General features: G+C 66.7%; 22 protein-coding genes. 13 read left to right on the top strand and 9 right to left on the bottom strand.

Annotation, left to right across the window (positions count from 1 at the left end):
• The first annotated feature begins 43 nt into the window (after positions 1-43).
• The 6 genes from IPJ87_06400 to IPJ87_06375 all read left to right on the top strand — a co-directional run bounded on the left by IPJ87_06400 (position 44) and on the right by IPJ87_06375 (position 3,967).
• Entirely contained in the window at positions 44-1,093 is a 1,050-nt protein-coding gene (locus IPJ87_06400) for a Glu/Leu/Phe/Val dehydrogenase (protein ID MBK7941490.1), read from the top strand.
• 35 nt (positions 1,094-1,128) lie between these two features.
• Entirely contained in the window at positions 1,129-2,079 is a 951-nt protein-coding gene (locus tag IPJ87_06395) for a transcription antitermination protein NusB (protein MBK7941489.1), read from the top strand.
• Between the two features lie 8 nt (positions 2,080-2,087).
• A complete protein-coding gene (locus tag IPJ87_06390; GenBank protein MBK7941488.1) occupies positions 2,088-2,612 on the top strand; it encodes a DUF1573 domain-containing protein in 525 nt (174 codons plus the stop codon).
• A gap of 17 nt (positions 2,613-2,629) precedes the next feature.
• The gene (gene yajC / locus IPJ87_06385) at positions 2,630-2,959 is read left to right on the top strand and encodes a preprotein translocase subunit YajC (GenBank protein MBK7941487.1); all 330 of its coding nucleotides are present in this window, start codon (positions 2,630-2,632) and stop codon (positions 2,957-2,959) included.
• Positions 2,960-3,098: 139 nt separating this feature from the next.
• Entirely contained in the window at positions 3,099-3,689 is a 591-nt protein-coding gene (locus IPJ87_06380; GenBank protein MBK7941486.1) for a dephospho-CoA kinase, read from the top strand.
• On the top strand, positions 3,686-3,967 hold the full coding sequence (locus IPJ87_06375) for a hypothetical protein (GenBank protein MBK7941485.1): 282 nt from the start codon (positions 3,686-3,688) through the stop codon (positions 3,965-3,967). The genes IPJ87_06380 and IPJ87_06375 overlap by 4 nt, the downstream gene beginning before the upstream one ends.
• 4 nt (positions 3,968-3,971) lie before the next feature.
• Here the strand turns inward: IPJ87_06375 and IPJ87_06370 are convergent, their stop codons facing one another.
• Positions 3,972-4,547: a 3'-5' exonuclease gene (locus IPJ87_06370; GenBank protein ID MBK7941484.1), complete on the bottom strand. Its 576-nt coding sequence runs from the start codon at positions 4,545-4,547 to the stop codon at positions 3,972-3,974.
• A 441-nt stretch (positions 4,548-4,988) separates the two neighbouring features.
• Between IPJ87_06370 and IPJ87_06365 the strand changes: the two genes are divergently transcribed.
• From IPJ87_06365 to IPJ87_06355, 3 genes are read left to right on the top strand one after another with little or no spacing between them, the layout of a single operon-like run.
• Positions 4,989-5,537, top strand: a complete 549-nt coding sequence (locus IPJ87_06365; protein ID MBK7941483.1) for a 1-acyl-sn-glycerol-3-phosphate acyltransferase — start codon at positions 4,989-4,991, stop codon at positions 5,535-5,537.
• Between the two features lie 29 nt (positions 5,538-5,566).
• On the top strand, positions 5,567-6,103 hold the full coding sequence (locus tag IPJ87_06360) for a hypothetical protein (protein ID MBK7941482.1): 537 nt from the start codon (positions 5,567-5,569) through the stop codon (positions 6,101-6,103).
• Between the two features lie 36 nt (positions 6,104-6,139).
• A complete protein-coding gene (locus IPJ87_06355; GenBank protein MBK7941481.1) occupies positions 6,140-6,823 on the top strand; it encodes a peptidylprolyl isomerase in 684 nt (227 codons plus the stop codon).
• Position 6,824: 1 nt separating this feature from the next.
• Here IPJ87_06355 and IPJ87_06350 read toward each other — a convergent pair whose 3' ends face one another.
• The 3 genes from IPJ87_06350 to IPJ87_06340 all read right to left on the bottom strand — a co-directional run bounded on the left by IPJ87_06350 (position 6,825) and on the right by IPJ87_06340 (position 10,064).
• Positions 6,825-8,087: a DEAD/DEAH box helicase gene (locus IPJ87_06350; GenBank protein MBK7941480.1), complete on the bottom strand. Its 1,263-nt coding sequence runs from the start codon at positions 8,085-8,087 to the stop codon at positions 6,825-6,827.
• Positions 8,088-8,163: 76 nt separating this feature from the next.
• Entirely contained in the window at positions 8,164-8,499 is a 336-nt protein-coding gene (locus IPJ87_06345; protein MBK7941479.1) for a sensor histidine kinase, read from the bottom strand.
• Positions 8,472-10,064, bottom strand: a complete 1,593-nt coding sequence (locus tag IPJ87_06340; GenBank protein MBK7941478.1) for a hypothetical protein — start codon at positions 10,062-10,064, stop codon at positions 8,472-8,474. The genes IPJ87_06345 and IPJ87_06340 overlap by 28 nt, the downstream gene beginning before the upstream one ends.
• A gap of 60 nt (positions 10,065-10,124) precedes the next feature.
• Here IPJ87_06340 and IPJ87_06335 point away from each other — a divergent pair, with 60 nt between their 5' ends.
• The 4 genes from IPJ87_06335 (at position 10,125) to IPJ87_06320 (ending at position 15,076) form a co-directional block, all read left to right on the top strand.
• Complete coding sequence (locus IPJ87_06335; GenBank protein MBK7941477.1) at positions 10,125-10,334, top strand: hypothetical protein; 210 nt, start codon at positions 10,125-10,127, stop codon at positions 10,332-10,334.
• Positions 10,286-10,861: a hypothetical protein gene (locus IPJ87_06330; GenBank protein ID MBK7941476.1), complete on the top strand. Its 576-nt coding sequence runs from the start codon at positions 10,286-10,288 to the stop codon at positions 10,859-10,861. Before IPJ87_06335 ends, IPJ87_06330 begins: the two co-directional genes overlap by 49 nt.
• Positions 10,858-13,056 carry a hypothetical protein gene (locus IPJ87_06325; protein ID MBK7941475.1) on the top strand — a complete coding sequence of 733 codons (2,199 nt, stop codon included), beginning with the start codon at positions 10,858-10,860 and terminating at the stop codon, positions 13,054-13,056. Before IPJ87_06330 ends, IPJ87_06325 begins: the two co-directional genes overlap by 4 nt.
• A 115-nt stretch (positions 13,057-13,171) precedes the next feature.
• Positions 13,172-15,076: a T9SS type A sorting domain-containing protein gene (locus IPJ87_06320; protein MBK7941474.1), complete on the top strand. Its 1,905-nt coding sequence runs from the start codon at positions 13,172-13,174 to the stop codon at positions 15,074-15,076.
• A gap of 62 nt (positions 15,077-15,138) precedes the next feature.
• Here the strand turns inward: IPJ87_06320 and IPJ87_06315 are convergent, their stop codons facing one another.
• The 5 genes from IPJ87_06315 to IPJ87_06295 form a co-directional block, all read right to left on the bottom strand.
• The gene (locus IPJ87_06315) at positions 15,139-18,018 is read right to left on the bottom strand and encodes a GH92 family glycosyl hydrolase (protein ID MBK7941473.1); all 2,880 of its coding nucleotides are present in this window, start codon (positions 18,016-18,018) and stop codon (positions 15,139-15,141) included.
• A 103-nt stretch (positions 18,019-18,121) separates the two neighbouring features.
• Positions 18,122-18,508, bottom strand: a complete 387-nt coding sequence (locus IPJ87_06310) for a GxxExxY protein (protein MBK7941472.1) — start codon at positions 18,506-18,508, stop codon at positions 18,122-18,124.
• A 20-nt stretch (positions 18,509-18,528) separates the two neighbouring features.
• The gene (locus IPJ87_06305; protein ID MBK7941471.1) at positions 18,529-19,476 is read right to left on the bottom strand and encodes an ROK family protein; all 948 of its coding nucleotides are present in this window, start codon (positions 19,474-19,476) and stop codon (positions 18,529-18,531) included.
• Positions 19,473-20,846: a sugar MFS transporter gene (locus tag IPJ87_06300; GenBank protein MBK7941470.1), complete on the bottom strand. Its 1,374-nt coding sequence runs from the start codon at positions 20,844-20,846 to the stop codon at positions 19,473-19,475. The genes IPJ87_06305 and IPJ87_06300 overlap by 4 nt, the downstream gene beginning before the upstream one ends.
• Before the next feature lie 87 nt (positions 20,847-20,933).
• Entirely contained in the window at positions 20,934-21,719 is a 786-nt protein-coding gene (locus IPJ87_06295; protein MBK7941469.1) for a T9SS type A sorting domain-containing protein, read from the bottom strand.
• Positions 21,720-22,254: the final 535 nt, after the last annotated feature.

Here is a 22,254-nt window from a genome sequence, read left to right as displayed (position 1 = left end):
CACCACCGCCAAGGCCACCGAGGCCGCCGCCATCATCGGCCGCATGGAGCAGCACGATCACGAGGAAGTGCTCTTCTGCTTCGATCGCCCCACCGGACTGCGGGCCATCATCGCCATCCACGACACCACCCTGGGGCCCGCGCTGGGCGGCACGCGCATGTGGCCCTACACCAGCGAGGCCGAAGCGATCAGCGATGTGCTGCGCCTCAGCCGGGGCATGACGTACAAAAGCGCCCTGGCCGGGCTCGACCTGGGCGGCGGCAAGGCCGTCATCATCGGCGATGCCCGCAAGGACAAGACCGAGGCCATGTTCCGCCGCTTCGGCCGCTTCGTGCACAGCCTCAACGGCCGCTACATCACCGCCGAGGACGTGGGCATGAGCACCGCCGAGATGGTGAACATCCGCAAGGAGACCCCGCACGTGGCCGGCCTGCCCGAGGAGATCGGCGGCAGCGGCGACCCCAGTCCGGTGACCGCCTACGGGGTGTTCTGCGGCATGAAGGCCGCCGCCAAGACCGCCTACGGCAGCGAGAACCTCAGCGGCCGCAAGGTGGGCATCCAGGGTGCGGGCAACGTGGGCCGCCACCTCGCGGCCCACCTGGCGAAGGCCGGGGCCCAGGTGTTCCTCACCGACATCCACGACGAGAAGCTGGCGGCCATCAAGGCCGAACTGCCGGCCATCACCCTGGTGAAGCCCGCGGACATCTACGACCTGGACATGGACATCTACTCGCCCTGTGCCCTGGGTGCCACGGTGAACGACGACACCCTGCCCAGGCTGAAGTGCAGCGTCATTGCCGGGGCCGCCAACAACCAGCTCGCCAACGAGGGCGTGCACGGTCCGGAGGTGATGAGGCGCGGCATCCTGTACGCACCGGACTTCCTGATCAACGCCGGTGGCATCATCAACTGCGCCTGGGAGCGCAAGGGTTACGACCGCAAGGCCGCCCTGATGCAGACCGAAGGCATCTACAACACGGCCCTGGCCATCTTCAAGCGCAGCGCCGACGAGGGCATCCCCACCTACCTCGCCGCCAACCAGGCCGCCGAGCAGCGCGTCCACAGCATCCGCCAGGCCGGCCTGCGTTCCTGATCGTTCGCCCGTCCGAAAACAGCCCCCAGGACCACATGCTCAACCGGCGCTACCTGCGCATCAAGGTCTACCAGTCGCTCTATGCGTACTGGCAAAGCGACTCGTCGAGCGCGGCCCGCATCGAGAAGGAGCTGTTCCTGAGCATCGAACGCACCTTCGATCTGTTCGTCACCCTGCTGCTCACCTTCGGGGAGCTGCGCCGGGCCGCGGAACTGCGGATCGAGGACAGACGGCTCAAGCACCTGCCGACCGCCGAGGACCTCAACCCCAACCGCCGCTTCGTGGACGGGGCCCTGCTGAACGCCATCACGGGATCGCCTGTCCTGGAGGCCGAGGCCAACAAGCGCAAGGTGGGCTGGATGGGCCAGGGCGACCTGTTCCAGCGCATCCTGAAGGTGATGGACCAGGACGAGCGGTTCAAGGCGTTCCTGTCCACCCCGGCGGACGACCTGCGCGCCGAGCAGCAGTATCTGCTCCACCTGTTCGTCGAGAACGTGGCCAACTTCGAGGACCTGCACGAGCATTTCGAGGCCCGTAGCATCTATTGGCTGGAGGACCTGGACCTGGCCTGCGCGCTGGTGAAGCGCGTCCTGGAGGGTCTTCGTGCACCGGCCGCCTTCGACGCCTCGGTGGTCGACGTGTTGGCCGCCCCCGCCGCCGAGCAGCACTTCGTGAGCACCCTGTTCCGCACAAGCATCGAGCAAGGGGATGAGCACGGGCGGCTGATCGCCGAGAAGGCCGCCAATTGGGAGGCCGATCGGATCGCCCTGAGCGACATGATCCTCATGCGCATGGCCCTCACCGAAGCGCGCACTTTCGAGGACATCCCGGTGAAGGTGACGCTCAACGAGTACATCGAGGTGGCCAAGGCGTACAGCACGCCCAAGAGCAAGAACTTCATCAACGGCATCCTCGACAAGCTGTTCCTCGAGCTCAAGGAACAGGGCGGCATCCGTAAGGTGGGCCGAGGACTGCTGGAGAGCTGAGCAGGACCATGATCGACCACCGTCACCGGACCGTATCCCTTCGCGCCTGCAGGCACCCGGCGCGCCTGGTCCTGTCCGCGGCGGTGTTCACCATGCTCCTGGGCGCATGCCGCATCACCGACCACAGCGAGCGCCCTCCGGGCGAGGTGGACCCCACGGCCCTCGACGGCCGGGCCTCGGGCTACGCCGACGCGGCCGGTGAACGGCCGGTGATGTCCTTCGACAGCACCGTCATCCACATGGGCCGCATCTCCCAGGGTTCGGTCGTGGAACGCAGCTTCCGGTTCCGCAATACGGGCGAAGGCGACCTGGTGATCGCCGATGTGCGCGGCAGCTGCGGCTGCACGGTGGGGAAGGACTGGCCCCGACAGCCCATCGCCCCGGGCGGCACCGGTGCCATCACGGTCTCCTTCGATAGCGAAGGACGCGAAGGCGCTCAGGAGAAGACCGTATCCGTGGTGGCCAACACACGACCACCCACCACCATCCTCACCATCAAGGGCGAAGTGCTCACTCCGCTCTCCAACCCCTGAACCCGATCACACGCATGATGTTCCCGCTCTCCTTCCCCCTGCAGGCCGCCGGCCAGCAAAGCCCGTACAGCTTCTGGATCATGATGGGCCTGCTCATGGTCGTCTTCTACTTCTTCATGATCCGCCCGCAGCAGAAGAAGGCCAAGGATGCCCGCAAGTTCCGCGAGTCGATCCAGAAGGGCATGAAGGTGGTCACCATCGGCGGGGTGCATGGCAAAGTGGTGGAGGTGAGCGAGAAGACCGTGCTGGTGGAGGTGGACACCAACGTGAAGATCCGCTTCGAGAAGAGCGCGCTGGCGATGGACAGCTCCCAGCAGCTGAACGAAGAGGCCGTGAAGGCCAGCTGATCGACAAGTGCACGCGCTGATCGCGCATCAGGAACGTGGTCACGCGAGCACACGGGCACATGGGCAAATGGTCACATGAGCACATGTCGGAATGTGGGAATGCGGGAATGTGGAGATGATCGAATGATCGTCTGAACGCATGTTGAGGATCGGCATCACCGGTGGCATCGGCAGTGGCAAGTCCACGGTGTGCCGTGTCTTCGGCGTGCTCGGTGTGCCGGTCTTCGAGGCGGACGCCGCAGGGAAGCGCCTTCTGGCGGACGATCCCCTCGTGCGTCAGGCAGTGACAGAAGCGTTCGGCGCTGAGGCCTACCCGGGGGGCATCCTGGACCGCGAAGCACTGGCGCGGAGGGTCTTCTCCGATCCCGCGGCGCGCGCCCGGTTGAACGGCATTGTTCATCCTGCGGTCCGGGCCGCGTTCGCGCAGTGGGCCGACGCGCAGGACGCCTCCTATGTGCTGATGGAATCCGCCATCCTGGTGGGCAGCGGTGGTGCCCGTGCGCTGGACGGCCTGGTGCTGGTGACCGCGCCCGAGGACCTTCGGCTGCAGCGCACCATGCAGCGCGATGGGGTGGGTGAGGTGGCTGTGCGTGCCCGCATGGCGGCGCAGGATGCCGAGGAGGACATGCGCATCGCGGCGCAGCACGTGATCCACAACGACGACCATCAGCTCGTCATCCCCCAGGTGCTTCGCATCCATCAGTCCCTGCTTGACCGCGCGGCCGCATGAGCGAACTGGAACCCCTGCCCTGGTCACGCACCGCCCGGGTGCTCGCCGTGCTGAGCCTGCCGCTGTCCTTGCTGGCGCAACTGGTGGTGCCCGCCCTGCTGATGGCCGCGTGCGCGCTGGTGCTGGCCCTCCGCGCAAGAGCGCGCGCCGTCGCCCTGCCGCATCGCTTCGGACCGAAGGGTGAGCGGCATGCCCGGACCACCATCCGCCTGGCGGCCGCTGGCGCAGCGCTATCTCTGGTGCTGTGGGCGTTGTACGCCGCGTCCGTGCTCCCGTGACCGGTCAGGCGCGCGCCTCCCGGGCCGGATGATGGATGGCCCGCGCCACCCGTTCCACGCCGAACCCATCGATGAAACGGGCCAACAGCGCCGTGGTGGCGCGTGCGTCGTTCAACGCGCGATGACGGCCCGTGAAGGGGATCCCGAAGTGGCGGCACAGGCTGCCCAGGTTGTGATGGCTGAGCTGCGGCACCAGTTGGCGGCTGAGCCGTTCGGTGCACAGGGTCGATCGGTCGAACGACACGCCCGCCCGACCGCACTCCGCCGCCAGGGCCGCCATGTCGTACCGGGCGTTGTGCGCCACGATCACCCGGGTGTCCGTGAGCAGCAGCAACCGCGGGACGATCCGATGGAAGCGCGGCGCATGGCGCAGGTCGTCCGGTGCGATGCCCGTCAACATCCGGGCGAACGCCGGCACCGGCACCCCCGGGTCCACCAGGGCGCTCCAGGCCACGTGTCCGTCGGCGTCGGGAAGCACCAGGGCCAGTTCCATGATCCGGCCCCGCAATGGATCGCCCAAGGTCGTCTCCACATCCACCACGGCGAATCCCATCTGCTCCATGGGGCGCTCATACGGCATGCGGGGCGGTCGGGTTCCTGCGATCCCCGCCTTTGATACCTTGCCCGCGCCATGAAGCCCGTAGAAGCGATCGACCTGCGGCTGGCCGTGCTGAGCGTACGACCGGACGGCATCCTCGAGATCCGCTTCAAACCCGACCTGCTCACCGATGCCGCCGGGGTGCAGGAGGTGGTCGAGGCCCGCCGCCGACTCTGCGCAAGGGCGCCGCTCCGGGTGCTGGTCGTGCTGGCCGCCGAGGTGGACTTCGAGCTGGAGGTGACCACCATCGATACCACACCACAGGTGGCGGACCGCACCGTGGCCGAGGCCACCGAGGCCACCACCACCCTCAACGAAAAGGTGGCGCGCATGTACTACCACTACATCCATCATCCGTTCCCCACAGCGTGCATACCTCGGAGGATGCGGCGGTGGCCTGGCTGCTGCAACGGACATGAGCCCATGTTCAGGCTGTTCTCCCTGTTGATGTTCCGCCTGATGGGCTGGACGGTCGAGGACCACCGCCCCAAGGACCTCGACCGCTACATCGTGGTGGTGGCGCCGCATACGAGCAACTGGGACTTCCTCATCGGGCTCTTCACCCGGAGCATCGCGCGCATGGGCGATGTGCGCTACCTCGCCAAGCGCGAACTGTTCCGCCCGCCGTTCGGTGCCGTGTTCCGCTGGTTGGGCGGCTATCCGGTGGACCGTAGCCAGAAGAACCAGCTCGTGGACCAAGTGGCCGACCTCTTCCGCACCGTGCCCGGCTTCAAGATCGCGATCACCCCGGAAGGGACCCGCAAGCGCGTGGACACCTGGAGGACGGGCTTCTATCACATCGCCGTCAAAGCCAAAGTGCCGATCATCCTGGCGGCCATGGACTACGAACGTAAGTGCGTCTCGTTCTCTCCGCCCTTCTGGCCCACCGGCGATGTGGACGTGGATGTGGAGGCCATGAAGGCCCATTTCCGCCCGGTGCGCGGCCGCAACCCGGAGCAGGGCGTCCACTGATGGCACCATTCATGCAACGCGACCGGACCATGCGATATCCCCTCATCCTTCCCGCCCTGCTCTCCGCCTTCGTCGCCACCACCTCGCTCGCCCAGACCGCCACCTTTCCGCCATTGGAAGGGGAGAAGGCCGATGGGGGTCGTGTGCAGCTGCCCGACCCGGCGGCCAAAGGCTTCACGGTGGTCGGGCTGGCCTACAGCCAGAAGGCCTCGCCGATGCTGGAGGAGTGGGCTGAACCGGCCTTCCTAAGGCTGGTGGCCAAGCACGGGCTCTTCGCCGGGACGTACGAAGCGGACGTGTGGTTCATCCCCATGTTCATCGGGGGCAACAAGGCGGCCTACGAGCCCAGCATGAAGCGCTTCCGCAAGAGCGCCGATCCGGAGGTGGCCGACCATGTGCTCTTCTACCAAGGCGAGATCGAGCCCTTCGAGCAGGCGCTCGGCCTGCACAGCAAGGACATCCCGTACTTCTTCGTGCTGGACCGCGAGGGCCGGGTGGTGCATCGCACCGAAGGCGCGTTCTCCGTGGAGAAGCTGGATGCCATCGAGGAACGTCTCATGGAGTGAGCCGCCGCGTATTTTCGCGCCCACTTCGACCCGACCATGCGATCCGCGATACCCCTCTCCGCCCTCTGGTCCCTGCTGCTGGCCTCCTGTGCGCCTTCCGGCCAGGGCGCTGGCGAGGCCTCCGCGCCTGCGACCGACCCACTCACCACCACCGAACAAGCACCCATGAGCACGAACCCCACCGAGGGCGTCTTCGCCAAGATCACCACCAACAAGGGCGCCATCACCATCCGGCTGGAGCACGAGAAGGCCCCGGTGACGGTGGCCAACTTCGTCGGCCTGGCGGAAGGCTCTGTGAAGAACTCCGCACGCGGGCAGGGCCAGCCGTACTACGATGGGCTCACGTTCCACCGCGTCATCGCCGACTTCATGATCCAGGGCGGCGATCCCACGGGTACCGGTTCCGGCGGGCCGGGCTATGCGTTCCAGGACGAGATCAACCCGGGGCTGAAGCACGACCGTGCGGGCACCCTCAGCATGGCCAACGCGGGCCCGGCCACCAACGGAAGCCAGTTCTTCATCACCCACAAGGAGACCCCCTGGCTGGACGGGCGGCACGCCGTGTTCGGCTACGTCACCGCCGGTCAGGAGGTGGTGAACGCCATCGCCCAGGGCGACCGGATCGAGAGCATCCGCATCGAGCGGGTGGGGGACAAGGCGAAGGCCTTCGACGCCACGCAGGTGCTGGCCGCCAACGCCGGCATGTTCAAGGCGCGCTGATCTAGCGCCGACCGCGACCACCGCTGCTCCGGCCACCACCGCTGCGGCCTGCGGCGCCGCTGCGCGGGCCGCTCCGGCCACCTCCACCATCCCGGCGCTTGGGCGCATCGGGCCGGTACTCCGGTCCGGGGCCGAACTCCGCGGGCAGGGGCACCTTGCGCACGGCATAGCCGATCAGCTTCTCGATGCGGCCGAACTCGCGCATCTCCTTGTCGTTGATGAAGGTGACGGCCTGTCCCTTGCGGGCCGCACGTGCCGTTCGACCTACGCGGTGCACGTAGTCCTCGGGGTCCTGCGGCACGTCGTAGTTGATCACCATGTCGATGTCGTCGATGTCGATCCCGCGGCTCACCACGTTGGTGGCCACCAGGATCCGCAGCCGACGGTTCCGGAAGCGTAGCAGCACTTCTTCACGCTCGCTCTGCTCCAGGTCGCTGTGCATCGCTTCCGCATCGAAACCCTTGCGCTTGAGGTGGCGGGCCAGGTTGCGCACCTCGCTCTTGCGGCCTGCGAACAGCACGATGCAGCTGGCCTCGGTGGTGCGAAGCAGGTGCTCCAGCACGGGCGCCTTCTGCATCTCGTGCACCACGAACGCCTGCTGGTCCACCCCCTCGGCCGGCTTGCTCAGCGCGATGGTGATCTCCACGGGGTCCTTCAGGATGCGCTTGGTGAGCTCCCGGATCGCAGGCGGCATCGTGGCGCTGAACAGCAGCGTCTGCCGGTCCTCCGGCAGAAAGCTGATGATCCGCATGATGTCGTCGATGAAGCCCATGTCCATCATCCGATCGGCCTCGTCGAGCACCAGGAACTCCAGTCCCTTCACCGGCACATAGCCCAGGTTGAGGTGGCTCAATAGCTTGCCGGGGGTGGCGATGATCACCTCGGTGCCTCCCGTCAGGGCGGCCTTCTGCTGGTCGAACGAGGCGGCATCGCTGCCACCGTACACAGGGATCGACGTGATGGGCGTGAAGTACGCGATGGCCTGCAACTGCTGGTCGATCTGTAGGGCGAGCTCGCGCGTGGGCACCACCACCAGGGCCCGGATGCTGCCCTCCTCCTTCGGCCGGTAGCGGTGTACGACGTCCATGATGGGCAGCAGGAAGGCCGCGGTCTTGCCGGTGCCGGTCTGTGCGCAGGCGATCAGGTCACGGCCATCGAGCGCGGCCGGGATGGCCTGCTGCTGGATGGGCGTGGGCGTACGGATGCCCATGGCGGAGATGCCCTCGAGCAGGTCGGGGTTGAGCCCCAGTTCATCGAACCCCATTTTCAGGTGATAGGCCTGTGCACCGGTCGGTCGGTGCGCGAAGCGGCGCGAAGATAGGTCCGGTGCGCCGAGCCCTTCAGCCGACCGCGCGCAGCGGCGCCTCGCCCAGGGTGGCCAAGAGCTCCACGCGGTGGCCTTCGCCTGTGCTCATACGCAATTCCCCTTCCAGCTGCTCGCTCAGCGCGTGGATCAGGTCGTGGCCGAAACTACCGGCCGACAGCCCATTGGACGTGGCCAGACCCACACCATCGTCCTCGTACCGGAGCCGAAGACCGCTGACGTTCCACTGGTCCAGTTGGATCCGGATCGAACCATGTCGACCCTCGGGAAATCCGTGCTTCAGGGAGTTCATCACGAGCTCGTTCACCAGCAACCCCAGGGGGATCAGCATCGTGGTGGGCACCTCGGCCATGGTGCAGGAGACCGTGGCCGCCACGCGCGGCTCGGCGGCGAAGCTGCGCACCACGCCGGACGCCAGCTCCTGGAGGTGATCCCCAGGCCGATGTGGCGCAGGTCGGTCGAGCGGTAGAGCCGGTCATGCACCAAGGCCATGGCCTGCACCCGACGCTCAAGGTCCTCCAACGCCTCGCGCGAGCCGCTGGATGGTTCGTGCAGGGCGCGCAGGCGGACCAGCGTGCTCACCACCTGCAGGTCGTTCTTCACGCGGTGGTGGATCTCGCGCAGCATCAGGTCCTTCTCGTTCTCGGCCATCAGCGATCGCGCCAGACGGGCATTCTGCCGCTGCAGCTCCAGGTTCTGGGTCTGCAGCTGCTCGCCCTGTTCACGGATCAACCGGTTCTTGTGGCGCACGCGACCGATCACACGGCGCACATGGAACAGGGTGGTGCCGAACAGAACCACCATGGCCGAGACCACGCCCAGCAGGATCAGCAGCAGCCGGTTGCGCCGTTGCGCCGACCCGGCGATCGCTTCGTTCATCGCGCTCCGTTCACGCAGCATCGCGTTGTCGCGGTCCTTGCTGGAGACCTGGTAGAGCGCCTGAAGGCCCGCCAGCTGACGTGCCATCTGCGCGTTCAGCAGCGAGTCCTTCAGCTTCATCTGAAGGTCGAGGTAGGTGAGGGCCTCGCGCTCCGCGCCCAGCGCGCGCGCTAGCTGCTGCCGGAGGTCGAGGTAGTGCAATCGTTCGGACCGGTCGCCGGTGCGGGTGAGCAGCACCTCCAAGGAGTCAAGGTGGCGGTCCGCATCGCGCATGTCCCCCATCCCGAGGGCGGCCCTGGCCTGTTCCTTCCGCAAAGCGGTCCACAACGCAGGCGATGCGGACCTGCCCAGCAGGGTGGCGGCCTTGCCCAGGCATGGTAGCGCGTCCGCCGCTTTCCCCTGATCGAGCAGGGCGGTGGCGCTCAGGACCCAACGACGGGCCTGTCCTTCCACGTCCACCTTGTGCGCGAAGACGGCATCGGCCAGGTGACCCTGCTCTTGCGCCTCGCGGAAGCGACCGGCCGCGATCATGCGCTCCATGACGTCCAGATGGGCCATGGCCAACCGCAGGCTGTCGCCCAGGCTTCGCACCACCAACAGGGCCCGTTGGCTTTCCTCCATCGCCCGGACCGGCTGACCGAGCTCGGCGTACGTGCGGCTCAACCAGGCCAGGTCGGTGGCCACCACGGCCGGGCGTTCCAATTGTTGGGACACTTCCAGCGCCCTCAGCGAAGCCTTCAGGACACCATCCAGGCCTCCGGCATCCAATTCGTTCCGACGCAGCTCCACCAGCACCCGGTGCATGAGCTCCAGGTCCTTGGATTGTTCGGCGAAATGCAGTGCGGTGCGGCGTTGCGCCAAGGCTTCCACCGGACGGTCCGCATCCAGCGTGCGCGCGAGTTCCAGCAGCACACGGGCCCGATCGCGGGCCCCGGCCATGCCGGTCACGCGTTCGGTGCGACCGTGCTCCAGGCGGGAGGCGGACACCGGGGACCAGGACCCGATGAGCAGCAGAAGAACGACCAGCGCGGTACGCATCGGCCCTTGTACGCCAGGGCGGGGATGTCGGTTGCGATCGGTGCGTGCTACGTTTGGCCCGTGAAGGTCCTCGTGGAGGTCTGTGTGTCCAGCCTCGCCGAGGCCCAAGCCGCCGCGCGCGCCGGGGTGGACAGCGTGGAATTGTGCACCTGGCCGGATTGCGGCGGGGTGACCCCGAGCTACGGCCTGGTGAACGCCGTGAAGGAGGAGCTCGGATCCCGATGCGGGTGCTCATCCGCGCCACGCCCGGTGGGTTCTCCTACACCATGAACGAACGCCAGGCCATGCTGCGCGATGCCCTGCTCATCGGCATGAGCACACCGGGCCTGGTGATCGGTGCGCTCGACGAGGCGGGCGGACCGGACATCCCCTTCATCCGGGCCGTGCGCATGGCCGCTCCGGAGGCGGAGATCACCTTCCATCGGGCCATCGACCGCAGCCCCGATCCCGGCGCGGCCTTCACCACCTGCCTGTCCGAAGGGGTGCAGCGCGTGCTCACCAGTGGTGGCCGCACCCTGGCGATCGACGGCGCCCTCACCATCAAGGCCATGGTGGAGGGTGCACAGGGCCGATTGCGCGTGGCCGCCGCCGGTGGCATCACCCCGCAGAACGTGGTGGAGCTGGTGGAGCGCACCGGGGTCACCGAGGTGCACTTCGCCGCCCAGCGGAAGCTGCCGCCCGAACCCCATGAGGTGAGCATGAGCTCCGCCCATCGCGGGCTCAGCTTCGAGAGCGTTCCCGACGAGGCCAAGATCGAGGGGGTGCTCAACGCGCTGACGAAAGCCCGCCTGCGATGAGGCGCGCCTTCCTTCCTGTCGCCGGCCTCTGGGCCTTGACGGCCTTGGCCCAGCCTGCCCGGAAGCCGCTGCCTGAAGGCTGGCGGTTCCGCGAGCTGGGCACCGAGCGGTGGTGGCCCGCGCGTGTGCCGGGGACCGTTCAAGAGGACCTCCTCCGCGAAGGCCGCATTCCCGATCCGCTCCGCAATACGAACAGCGACAGCGTGCGCTGGGTCGAGATCCGGGATTGGGAGTACGCCGTGCAGTTCGACGTGGACACTGCGTGGGCCTCCCACCCCGACGCGCTCCTGGTCTTCAAAGGCCTCGATACGTTCGCCGATGTCCGGCTCAATGGCGTGCGCATCGGCGGTGCCGACAACATGTTCCGGACCTGGCGGTGGCCGGTGCACGGGATCCTGCGCGCAGGCCCGAACGACCTCCGTGTGGTGCTCCGAAGTCCGGTGCGTGAAGGAGCACAGCTTCGCGCCGCTTACGGCATCCAACTCCCGCACGACAGCGACCCGAGCGGGACGAGCCCCTACGTCCGCAAGGCCGCCTACCAGTTCGGATGGGACTTCGTCCCGCGCCTCGTCACCCTCGGCATCTGGCAGGAGGTGGCCTTGGAGCTGCCCGGTGCACCGGTCCCGCGGTCAACGCCGCAAGTGTCCCTGGACCAACGGCCGGACAGCGCCGGGCGGGCGTTCCGCTTCCTGCGCAACGGACGCCCGCTCTTCGTCAAAGGCTGCAACCTGGTGCCGCCGTCCATGTTCCCCGGCGCGGACAGCCTGTGGGTGGCCCGGGTGCGCGACATGCAGCGGGCGGGCATGAACATGGTGCGCGTGTGGGCGGGGGGGGTCTACCCCCCGGACGCGTTCTACGCGGCCTGTGACACGGCCGGCATCCTGGTGTGGCAGGACCTGATGTTCGCGAACATCCCGCCGGCCGAAGGCGACTTCCTGGACAACGTGCGCGCCGAGGTCGCCGAACAGGCCGAGCGCTTGGGCCGGTGGCCGGGGCTGGCGCTGTGGTGCGGCAACAACGAACTGGAGGTGGCCTGGAACAACTGGGGCTGGCAGGACCGCTACCGCATCCATGGTGAGGACTCCATCCGCGCACGGGCCGGCATGAGGACCCTGTTCGATGGTGTAGAGCTTCGAGGGGCGAAAGACCTGGTCCAGTACCTCCATGGCGTCCCATACACGCCCACCTCGCCGCTGAGCAACTGGGGCAACGCCGAAGGGCTGCGGAACGGCGACCTGCACTATTGGGGCGTGTGGCACGGGGACAGCAGCTTCGCCTCCTTCGGCCGCAACGTGGGCCGCTTCGTGAGCGAGTACGGCTTCCAGAGCTACCCCGACAGTGTCACGCTCGCCACCCAGCTCGATCCGGAGCATCTGCACCTCGGCGATCCGGTGTTGGGCGCCCGACAGCGGAGCTACAAGACCGACCGGCCGATCCTGGAGGCCATCGAACGCGAGTTCGGCCTGCGGCCGCGAACGCTCGGCGAGCTGACCCGCTTCAGCCAGCTGGCCCAGGCCGAAGCCTACCGACAGGCCATCTGGGCGCACCTCACTGCGCAGCCGCATTGTATGGGCACCCTGTTCTGGCAGCTCAACGACGTGTGGGCCGGGCCCAGTTGGAGCACCGTGGACCACACCGGCACCTGGAAGGCCGCCATGTACGAGGTGGCCCGCAGTTACCGCCCGCTCGTGCTCGATCTCCGGCATGCGGAGGGGACCGTGGTGGCCACCATGTGGAATGAGGAGGCCGATCCTGACCTGTTGCTGGCCATCACACAGGTGTTCACTACCGATGGACGCTGTTTGCGATACGACAGCCTATGGTTCTCTCCGGCCACTGGCTTGAATGAGCTGGTCCGGATACCGGTGACCGACGTATCGTCCGGGTCACCCTCGGAGCGGACGCTGGTCCATGTGCGCGTGTTGGACCATCGGGGCGACCTGCTGGCCGACCGGACGTTGACGATGGCGCCATGGGGGATGATGGACTGGCAGCGCTCGCGCATCGCTCTTACGCCGGACCTGACCCGGGCTGGCCGCTATCGCTTGAGCACCGACGTCCCCGTCCCGAACGTGCATCTGCGCGCACCCGGGGCCACCTTGAGCGACAACGACTTCTACCTGTTGCCCGGTGCGGACCGCTGGATCGAGGTGGGGGGAGGGGCGCCGCCCACATGGGAGGTCTGGCCACCCTAGCCGCAGATACAGGTTTTCAACAGACCCTGTGCGAACGTCCTGCCTCGCGGTTGGCCGGTCCAATGGACAACGCCTACCTTCGGCAACCATCCAACCGGTCAACACGACCCATCGCATGAGCGCATTTCGACCCTTCACCCAGGTTCTTGCCCTTTCCTTCGCCCTGACGCCCGCAGCTTCGGCCTTCGCCCAGGGGAACTGTCAGAACGCGAACCAATTCGGCCAGGCCACGCCCGACCCCTTCGGCGCGCTGACCACCATCAGCACGTGCAGCTACGAGTCCGAGTACTCCCTGATCACCGGCATCATCGCGGGTGCGACCTACCAGTTCACCCTCAGCTCCGGAGGCTACATCACCGTCCGTGAGGACTTCCCCGGCGGAAACGTCATTGGTCAAGGCTACAGCCCGGTGACCGTCACGGCCGTGACCGGCGGCGACCTCTATCCCCACTGGAACTTGGACGACCTCTGCAATCTGCAGAGCAACTGTGTGGTCACCACCGTGCAGCTCTTCCTGAACTGCACCCCGGTGGTGGCCAGCTACAGCGTGCTGGACGATTGCAACACCAACAGCTTCACGATCGATGTGAACGTGGCCAGCACAGGTGACGGCTCTTTCGTCAACATCGACCACAGCATCAACGGCACGCCCCAGGCGCAGATCCCAGGGCAGGGCGTCGGTGTCATCACCCTCGGGCCCTTCACGGTCGGCGCCGTGGTGGACATCGTGGTGGGCCATGAGTTCGAGGCGGCCTGCAGCGTGAGCTACTTCAACGTGCAGAGCACCGGGAACTGTCCGGTCATTCTCAACTGTGGCGGAGTCGAGTACAACGACAGTTACTGCTACGTGGCCAACGACACCAAAACGTGGTGGTACCAGAGTTCCACCAACGATCCGCTGGCGCTCCTGTTCTCCACCGGCACCATCGAGTCCTCTTTCTATGATGTGCTCACCATTTACGACGGACCGAACAACGGAAGCCCGATCCTCTGGCAGCACAACGGTCCCACCTTCGACCTGAGCACGCTGCCCCCGATCGTGTCCACGGGCCCCAACATCTTCATGACCATCACCTCCGACGGTTCCGTGCAGTGCTCCACCAACCCCGCCTGGGAGTGGAACTGGACCGTGGGCTGCCTGGACTGCGACGTGCCCGCCGCGACCTTCACCGTGGTGCCCGATTGTATCCACCGCGAGTACAGCATCGAAGTGAACATCACCTCCACGGGCGATGCCGCCACCGTGGACCTCGTGCTTCCGGGTGACACGCTCTTCGGCATCGGCACCGGCCTCCAGAACTTCGGCCCCATCGGCATGGACACGATCGTCAACCTGTCGGTCTTCAACGGCGACAACAGCCTGTGCCGCATCTTCAGTGGTCCCGTGGTGGCCTACGAGGACAGCTGTGTGATCCCGGCCTGCCTCAACGTGAACACCTCGTACTGTTACGAGAACAGCGATGACGCCTGGTTCGTCTATCAGTCCAGTGACCCCAACCTGCCGATCACGATGACCTTCCTGCAGGGCCAGTTGCTGGTGGACGACAAGGTGGTGATCTACAACGGGGCCTACGACCTCTCCGGCGTGCTCTTCAACGGCAACCTGGGTGGGAACCTCTCGGGCCTCTCCATCAGCTCCCAGAACCCGGACAACCTGCTCACGCTGCGGGTGCAGTCCAACAACACGGGGTCCTGCGACGATGGGCAGGCCACGACGCCCTTGGTGTGGGATGTGGGTTGTGGCCTGGTGGGCATTGATGAGACGAATGCGACCGGTTTCGTGCTCTACCCGAACCCCACCACGGGTGCGGTGACCATCCAGCTCGGCCTCGACCAGTTGACCAACGCCGTGGTGCGGCTGTTCGACCTCACCGGCCGCCAGGTGCTGGACCTGCCGGTGCGCGCGGTGAACGACCGCTCGGTGCTGGTCGACCTCTCCGGTCTGCAGAACGGCAACTACCTGCTGCAAGTACACGCGGACGAGTTCGTGCGCACGAAGGCCGTGCAGGTGGCGCGCTGATCGATCACGCTCCTTTCGGAAGCCCGGCCGCAAGCCGGGCTTCCTCGTTCCGTGCGGTGACCTCAGCGTGCTGGCCCCGCCTCGATGCCGACCTCGTCCAGGAAGACCCAGCTCGAACCGCCCTTGCTGGGATGCCAGTCCGGACAAGGGCCCGCGTTCTTCGCCATCACCTTCACGTAGCGCGCACGCTTGCCGATGGCACCGGTGCGGAGCTCCATGCGCTGCGCGCCATCCGCGTCGCGGGCCACCGTGTGCGTCAACACCGTGCTGCTCCACTGCCGGCCGTTGATGCTCCAGGCGACATCCACATATTCGGGGTACCAGATCCACGAGCGCTGGTCCTGCAGCATGCCCACGCTCACCGCATCCAGGCGGCGCTCGCCCCCCAGGTCGATGGTGGCCAGCACGTCCTGGCCCTGGAAGCCCTGCCATTCGCCGGACCGGAACTCCACCCCGCCGCGCAGACCGTCCACCAAGGCCTGGTCGCCTCCGGCCGCGTATTGGTTGGAGCAGGTGCTCTGCAGGCTCACGGTGTGGCGCACCTCCAGCCGCTCGAACCGGGCCTCCACCACCGGTCCCGTGCGATCGCCCAGCGCCAGGCGCGCCTGCACGGTGCCGGACTGCCGCAGGGTGAGGGCCTCCGGCGCCGCGCGCCACTGCTTCACACCGCCCTCCTTCACCCGGTACTGCACCTGGCCATAGGGGATGGGGCGTACGAAGCGAACGGCCAGCGTGTCGGTGAAGGTGCGGGACGGTGCGTTCACCCACGGCGCGGGCAGCGGCCGTTCGGGGGATAGCTCCGGCTCTCCCGGATCGGGGAAGGAGGGGGACCCGCCCGGACGTGGGCCCAGCCGGAAGGCCAGCGTCCCCCCGTCCATCAGGCGGTCGTGGCTCAGCTGGCGGAAGACCTCCGGCTCGTGTCCGTTCCATGAGATCTCCTCCACGTAGCGTGCGTCGGCAGGCGTGCGCTCGCCGGTGATGCGCAGGCTGCGCCCATTGGTGAGCCGGATGGTGGCCTCGTCGAAGAGGGGGACGCCCAGGGTGTACTGCGGCGAGCCCGGGCAGATGGGGTAGAGGCCCAGGGCGCTCAGCACGTACCAGCTGCTCATCTGGCCGCAGTCCTCGTTGCCGATCAGCCCGTCCGGGGCGTCGCGGTAGAACTCCGTGCGGATCCGGTCCACCAGCCCGTCCATCCAGGCCGGGGCGTCCGTGCGGGCGTAGAGGTAGGCCATGTGGTGGCTGGGTTCGTTGCCGTGGGCGTACTGCCCGATGAGGCCCGTGATGTCCGCCTGCTCGCGCCCGCTGGTGCGGACATCGGCATCGAACAGCTCATCGAGCCGCGAGCGCAGGGCGCTGCTTCCTCCCGCGTCGCGCAACAGGTCGTCGAGATGGTGCGGCACGAAGAGCCCGTACTGCCACGCGTTCGCCTCGGTGAAGTGGTAGTTCACCTCGTACGGGTCGAAGGGCTCGATCAGGCCGCCGTTGCGCCGGGCACGGAAGAAGCGCGTGTCCGGGTCCAGCAGGTTCTGCCAGGCATAGGAGCGCTCGGTGAACACCGCGGCCAAGCTGTCCGCGCCCAAGGCCTCCGCGAGCTGGGCGATGCACCAGTCATCGTACGCGTACTCCAGCGTGCGGCTCACGCTCTCCGCCTGGTCCTCGCTGCTGATGAAGCCGCGCGTGCGGTAGGCGTTGAGCCCCGGCTCGTCGCGCATGGCCCCGGCCACCAGCGCTTCCAGGGCCAGGCGGGCGTCGTAGTCCCGGATGCCCTTACTGTGCGCGTCGGCGATCACACTGGCGCTGTGGTACCCGATCATGCAGTCCGTTTCGTTGCCCCACAGCTCCCACACCGGCAGGCGGCCGCCCTGCTGGTAGTGCAGCAGGAAGGTGCGGATGTAGTCGTTCACCCGGTCCGGTTCCAGCAGCGTGAACAGCGGGTGCGTCGCGCGAAAGGTGTCCCACAGGCTGAAGATGGTGTACACGTCGTGGTCCGCCTGGTGCACCGCGCCGTCCATGCCGCGGTATTGCCCGTCCACGTCGTTGAACACGCAGGGGGCGATGAGGCTGTGGTACATGGCCGTGTGGAAGATGCGCTGCTGTTCCGGCGTGCCGCCCTTCACCTGCACCTTGTTGAGCTCGGCGTTCCAGGCGGCCTCGGCCTCCGCCCGCACCCGGTCGAAGTCCCAGTGCGGCACCTCGGCCTCGAGGTTCTTTCGCGCGCCTTCGATGCTCACAGAAGAGATGCCGACCTTGACGATGAGCGGACCTTTGTGCTCACCGGGGATCCGAAGCACGGCCTTGGTGCTGTCCTGAAGCTGGTCCAAGGTCAGGTCGACCGGCCCGTCGGGGCTTCCGACGCGCACGCAGAAATAGAGCCGCTGATCGCGCGCCCAGGACGAACTTCGGCGTTCCCCCACCACGTCCTGTCCGTCCATCCGGATCTGGCTGCCGAGCAGCTTGTCGCGATGCTCAAGATCGAGGACGATGAAGGCGTCCTCTCCTTTCGGGAAGGCATACCGATGCACCCCCACCCGAGCGCTGGCCGTCAGCTCAGCGTCCACGCCCTCGTCGTCGAGGTGCACGCGGTAATAGCCCGCATGGGCCGCCTCGTTCGCATGGCTGAACAAAGACCGGTATTCCTTAGGGTCCACGGACCAACGGCCGCTCATCGGCATGATGAGCACATCGCACAGGTCGGCCACGCCCGTGCCACTGAGGTGCGTGTGGCTGAATCCGTAGATGAGGCTGTCGCTGTGGTGGTAGCCTCCGCAGCCGTCCCAGTCGTTGATGCCATCGGGCCGCGTGTCCGGGCTGAGCTGCACCAGGCCGTGCGGCACGCAGGCGCCGGGGAAGGTGTGCCCGTGGCCCCCGGTGCCCACGAAGGGGTTCACCAGGTCGCGCGCCGGGTTGAGCTGGGCGGAGGAGAGCAGGGGGAGGGTGAGCATGAGGAGGGATGCGCAGATCCGTCCCGTCTCACGCAGAGGGGCAGAGGGCGCAGAGGGCAGCATGGCTACCTGCGATCGGTACGGTTGACGTGACCTCATGTTGTCAGTCTTCGTTGAACTTGTTCGCAATGCGCGACAGTCCTTCCACAAGCGTTTCCTTCCCGAAGTTGATGAGCAGTGCGATGCGAAGGTCTTTCAGACGCAGGTAGGTCTGGACCCGCTTGTAGTCGACCGCAGGCACCTCCTGTACGGACTTGAGCTCCACGATCACCTGGTCCTGTACGAGCATGTCCATCCTGAAACCGATGTCGAAGTGTTCTCCGTCGATCACCACGCTGGTCGGCACCTGGCATTCCACCTTCAGTCCTCGATCCCGCAACCTCTTGGACAGAACCGCTTCATAGACGGATCCCAACAACCCAGGCCCGATCTCCCGATGCAGCCGGATGGCTTCGTTGATGATGATCTCGGTGATCGCGTTGATCTCCATGGCCTTTCTTGAGCCCTTCGCTACTGGCGGTCGTCCTCCGCGCCCTCTGCCCCTCTGCGTGAGGTGGTCCGGAGCTCTCCCAACGCCGCTGCCCCCAGGATCCCCGCATCATCCTCGGGCAGTTCGCTGAGCACCAGGTCCACCTGGCCGTGGTAAATGGAGAGCAGGTCGTGCGCGAACCGTTCGCGCAGCGGGCCGAGAAGAAGGTCGCCGTTGCGGGCGATGCCTCCGAAGAGCACGATTCGCCGCGGGGTGGTGATGGCCACCGCGTTGCTGAGGCCCACCGACAGCCAGCGCGCGGTGCTGCGGAAGGTCTGCAGCGCCTCGGACAGCCCGGCGCGCGCGGCCTCGGCGATAGGCAGCACGCCTTCGGTCCCGAGCACCTTCGCGTCGCCGCCGAGCTCGCGGAAGGTCTCGCGGATGCCGCGGATGCTCACGTAGGCCTCCAGGCAGCCCTTTCGGCCACAGCTGCATGCGCGGCCGTCGATGACCACGATCGTGTGGCCCAGCTCGCCGGCATTGCCGAAGGGGCCCAGCAGCAGCCGACCGTCCACGATGAGCCCGCTGCCCAGGCCGGTGCCGAGGGTCACCACCAGCAGGTCGTCGATGCCGCGCCCGGCCCCATAGCGCCATTCGCCCAGTGCCGCCGCGTTGGCGTCGTTGCCCAGGGTGCAGGGCACGCCCAGCCGTTCGCGCAGCATCGCCGCCAGGGGCACATCCTCCCGCCACGGCAGGTTGGGGGCCTGCACGATGGTGCCGCTGTGCTGGTTGCCGTTGGGGGCGCCGATGCCCACGCCGGTGAGCGCGACCTCTCCGGCCAGGGTGCGCACCGCCACGGCCAGCGCATCAGCGAAGGTGTGCGGGTCCGCGTGGCCCAGTGTGGGGATGCGCGTGCGCGCCACGATGCGGTCGCCGTCCACCAGGCCCAGCTTGCTGCTCGTTCCGCCGATGTCGATGCCCGCGATCATGCCCGCTGCGATCCCCGGAAGCCGTACCAGATGAGGAAGCCGTAGCACAGCGCAGGCAGCACGAAGCTGAGGTGGAAGCCGACGTCCGCGTCATCCCCGCCCTGGAACAGGTCGATCATCAGCCCCTGGAGGGGCGGCACGAGGGCACCGCCGACGATCATCATCACCAGCAGGCTGCTGCCCTGGCCGGTGGCCGGGCCCAGTCCGTCGATCGCGAGGGTGAAGATGTTGCTCCATTGGATGGAGTTGAACAACCCGATGGCCACCACGGCCCACAAAGTCCACGCCCCTCCGGTGGCCATCACGGCCAGGCAGAGCGCTGCGGCCGCCGCAGCGAAGAAGCCCAGCACCTGGCCCGGCCGCCGCCCCGCCAGCATGAACACGACCATGTTGGCCAGGATCAGCACCAGCATCGGCCACAGGTGGTCCAGCGCCAGCGCGCCGGAGAGCCGGTTGATGCCCCACAGCAGCCCGAAGAGCAGCACCGCCAGCGCGGGCAGCAGCAGTTGACGTCGCCGCACGCTCATCCGGTCCTGCAGGGCCACCGCCCCGAGGAAGCGGCCCACCATGGCGCCGCCCCAGTACAGGCCCAGGTAGTTCTTGCCATCGGCCTCGGTGAGGCCCAGCACGCTGTCCGATTTCAGCAGGTTGATGATCAGGCTGCCGACAGCCACCTCGGCCCCCACGTAGCAGAAGATGGCCAGCATGCCCCAGCGCAGCGGCCGGTGTCGCCAGGCCGTCGCGGCCGTTCCTGAGCCGCCGTCCGAGGGCGGCTCGGGCAGGGGGGTGAGGGCCACCCACAGCGCCTGCAGCAGCAGCAACCCGGCGAACGCAGCGTAGGGCCAGCGCACCGCCGCGTCGCCCCGGAAGAGGTCGAAGATGAGCGCACCGCCGATCAGCGGGGCCAGGGTGGTGCCGAGCGAGTTGAAGGCCTGCGCCAGGTTCAGCCGGCTGCTGGCCCCTTCCGGCGGGCCGATGATGGCCACGAAGGGGTTGGCCGCGATCTGCAGCAGGGTGAAGCCCAGGCCCAGCACGAACAGGGCCAGCAGATACATCCCGTACAGATGCAGGTAGGTGGCCGGCACGAACAGCAAGCTGCCGGCCGCGCTCACCACCAGTCCGGCCACCACGGCACGTTTGTAGCCCAGCCGCGCGATGGGGTCGCCGCTGCTGCGTGACACCGCGTAGTAGCCCAGGGAGCCCAGGAAGTAAGCGCCGAAGAAGCTGAACTGCACCAGCAGGCTCTGCGCGTAGCTGAGCGTGAACACCGCCTTGAGGTGCGGCACCAGCACGTCGTTCATCACCGTCATGAAGCCCCACATGAAGAACAGGGTGGTGAGCACCACCATGGGGCGGGTCGGGGAGCGCATGGGGGAAGGGTGGCGGGAAAGGTAGGGCTGGTAATGCAGAAGGCCCGCTGTGCAACGCACAGCGGGCCTTCGCGAGAACGAGCAGGATTAGTCCACCAGCGTGATGCGCTGCGTGTTCACCGTGGTACCCAGGTCGGTGCGCACCATGTAGGTGCCAGCGGCCAGACCGGAGAGGTCCATGTGGTAGGTTCCACCGAGGGTGCGGGTGGTCGTCACACCCTGTAGTAGACGGCCGTTCAGGTCGAGGACCTCGATGCGACGCGCTTCAGCGCTCACCGTAACGGTGAACAGACCCGTGGTCGGGTTCGGGCTGATCAGGACAGGTCCCTGCGCGGCGATCTCGTCGATGCCGATGGTGGCGCAATCCGTGGCCGCGCTGGCGGTGCAGGTGATCGAGGGGAACCCGTTGTCCGTGGCCTGGTTCGAGGACGTACCGCAAGCACCTTGTTCGGATACGACGATCAGGTAAGTGCCCGTCTCGGTCGCGGTCCAGGTCAAGGCGCAGGATGAACCAGCGTCCAGACCGAACGCGTCAGGCGTTCCGGAGGGGTTGATGATCGTGAAGGAAAGCGGCCAGGCGCTGCCGCCCACTCCGTTGCATGCGCTGAAGGTGTATGAACCCCCAGCCTGAACGTTCGTCATCGCATAGGCTTCGTCAGCCCACACCTGGAATGCCGTGATCTCGTTCACAGGACACACGCCGCTGGTGGCGCAAGGCGCACCTTGGAAGGTGGATACGAAGTCGCTCCATCCGCTGGAGTCGGTCGGGTTCACCCAGGTGAGGCACTGGGCGTTGCTCATCGTGGGAGCGGCAAGCAGGGCGGCGATGGCCAGCTTCGGGAGGTTGTTGATGATGGTGTACAGGTGCTTCATGGTCATGCTGTTTGTGCGCTCCAAACTTAACAGAGTTTTTATTAGGCGACCCCGTATTCCACCACCTCACAAGCCTGGGGCATTCCTAAGTAGGGCGCTCAGCCCATTGGAAGATGACCGTCAGCGCGCTGAAGCCACTTGAAGGGTGCATTTGACTACCTGCTGGCGTTGTCAAGGAGGTGGTGCTTCCTCTGGGTGCTGAGGACCTGCGCAATTCATTTAATCTTGCTATTCCGGACGGTCATCCGAGGGCAAGTGCCATAGCTCGACCATCAGTGAGTTCTTGGACGCTGTTCGTTGGCAGCGTACATTTGATTATCCAAACCACCAAACCATGAAGTTCATCGCTGTTTTCCTAAGTACCACATTGCTGTCTCTGGCAGTCAGTGGTCAGAGTGCCTTGTCCTTGACGAACGCAACCACCTGTTCATATTCCGTCCAGGTCCTTCATGCTACCAGCTGTGCTTCGAAGGCGACAACAGTAACGCTCAATCTTGCGGCAAATGGTACCCTTAACTACACTGCGCCAGCTGGA

Source organism: Flavobacteriales bacterium (assembly GCA_016713875.1).
Taxonomy (GTDB): Bacteria; Bacteroidota; Bacteroidia; order Flavobacteriales_F; family PHOS-HE28; genus PHOS-HE28.
Note: the sequence above shows the minus strand (reverse complement) of the source record. Positions and strands in the feature narration are given on the sequence as shown.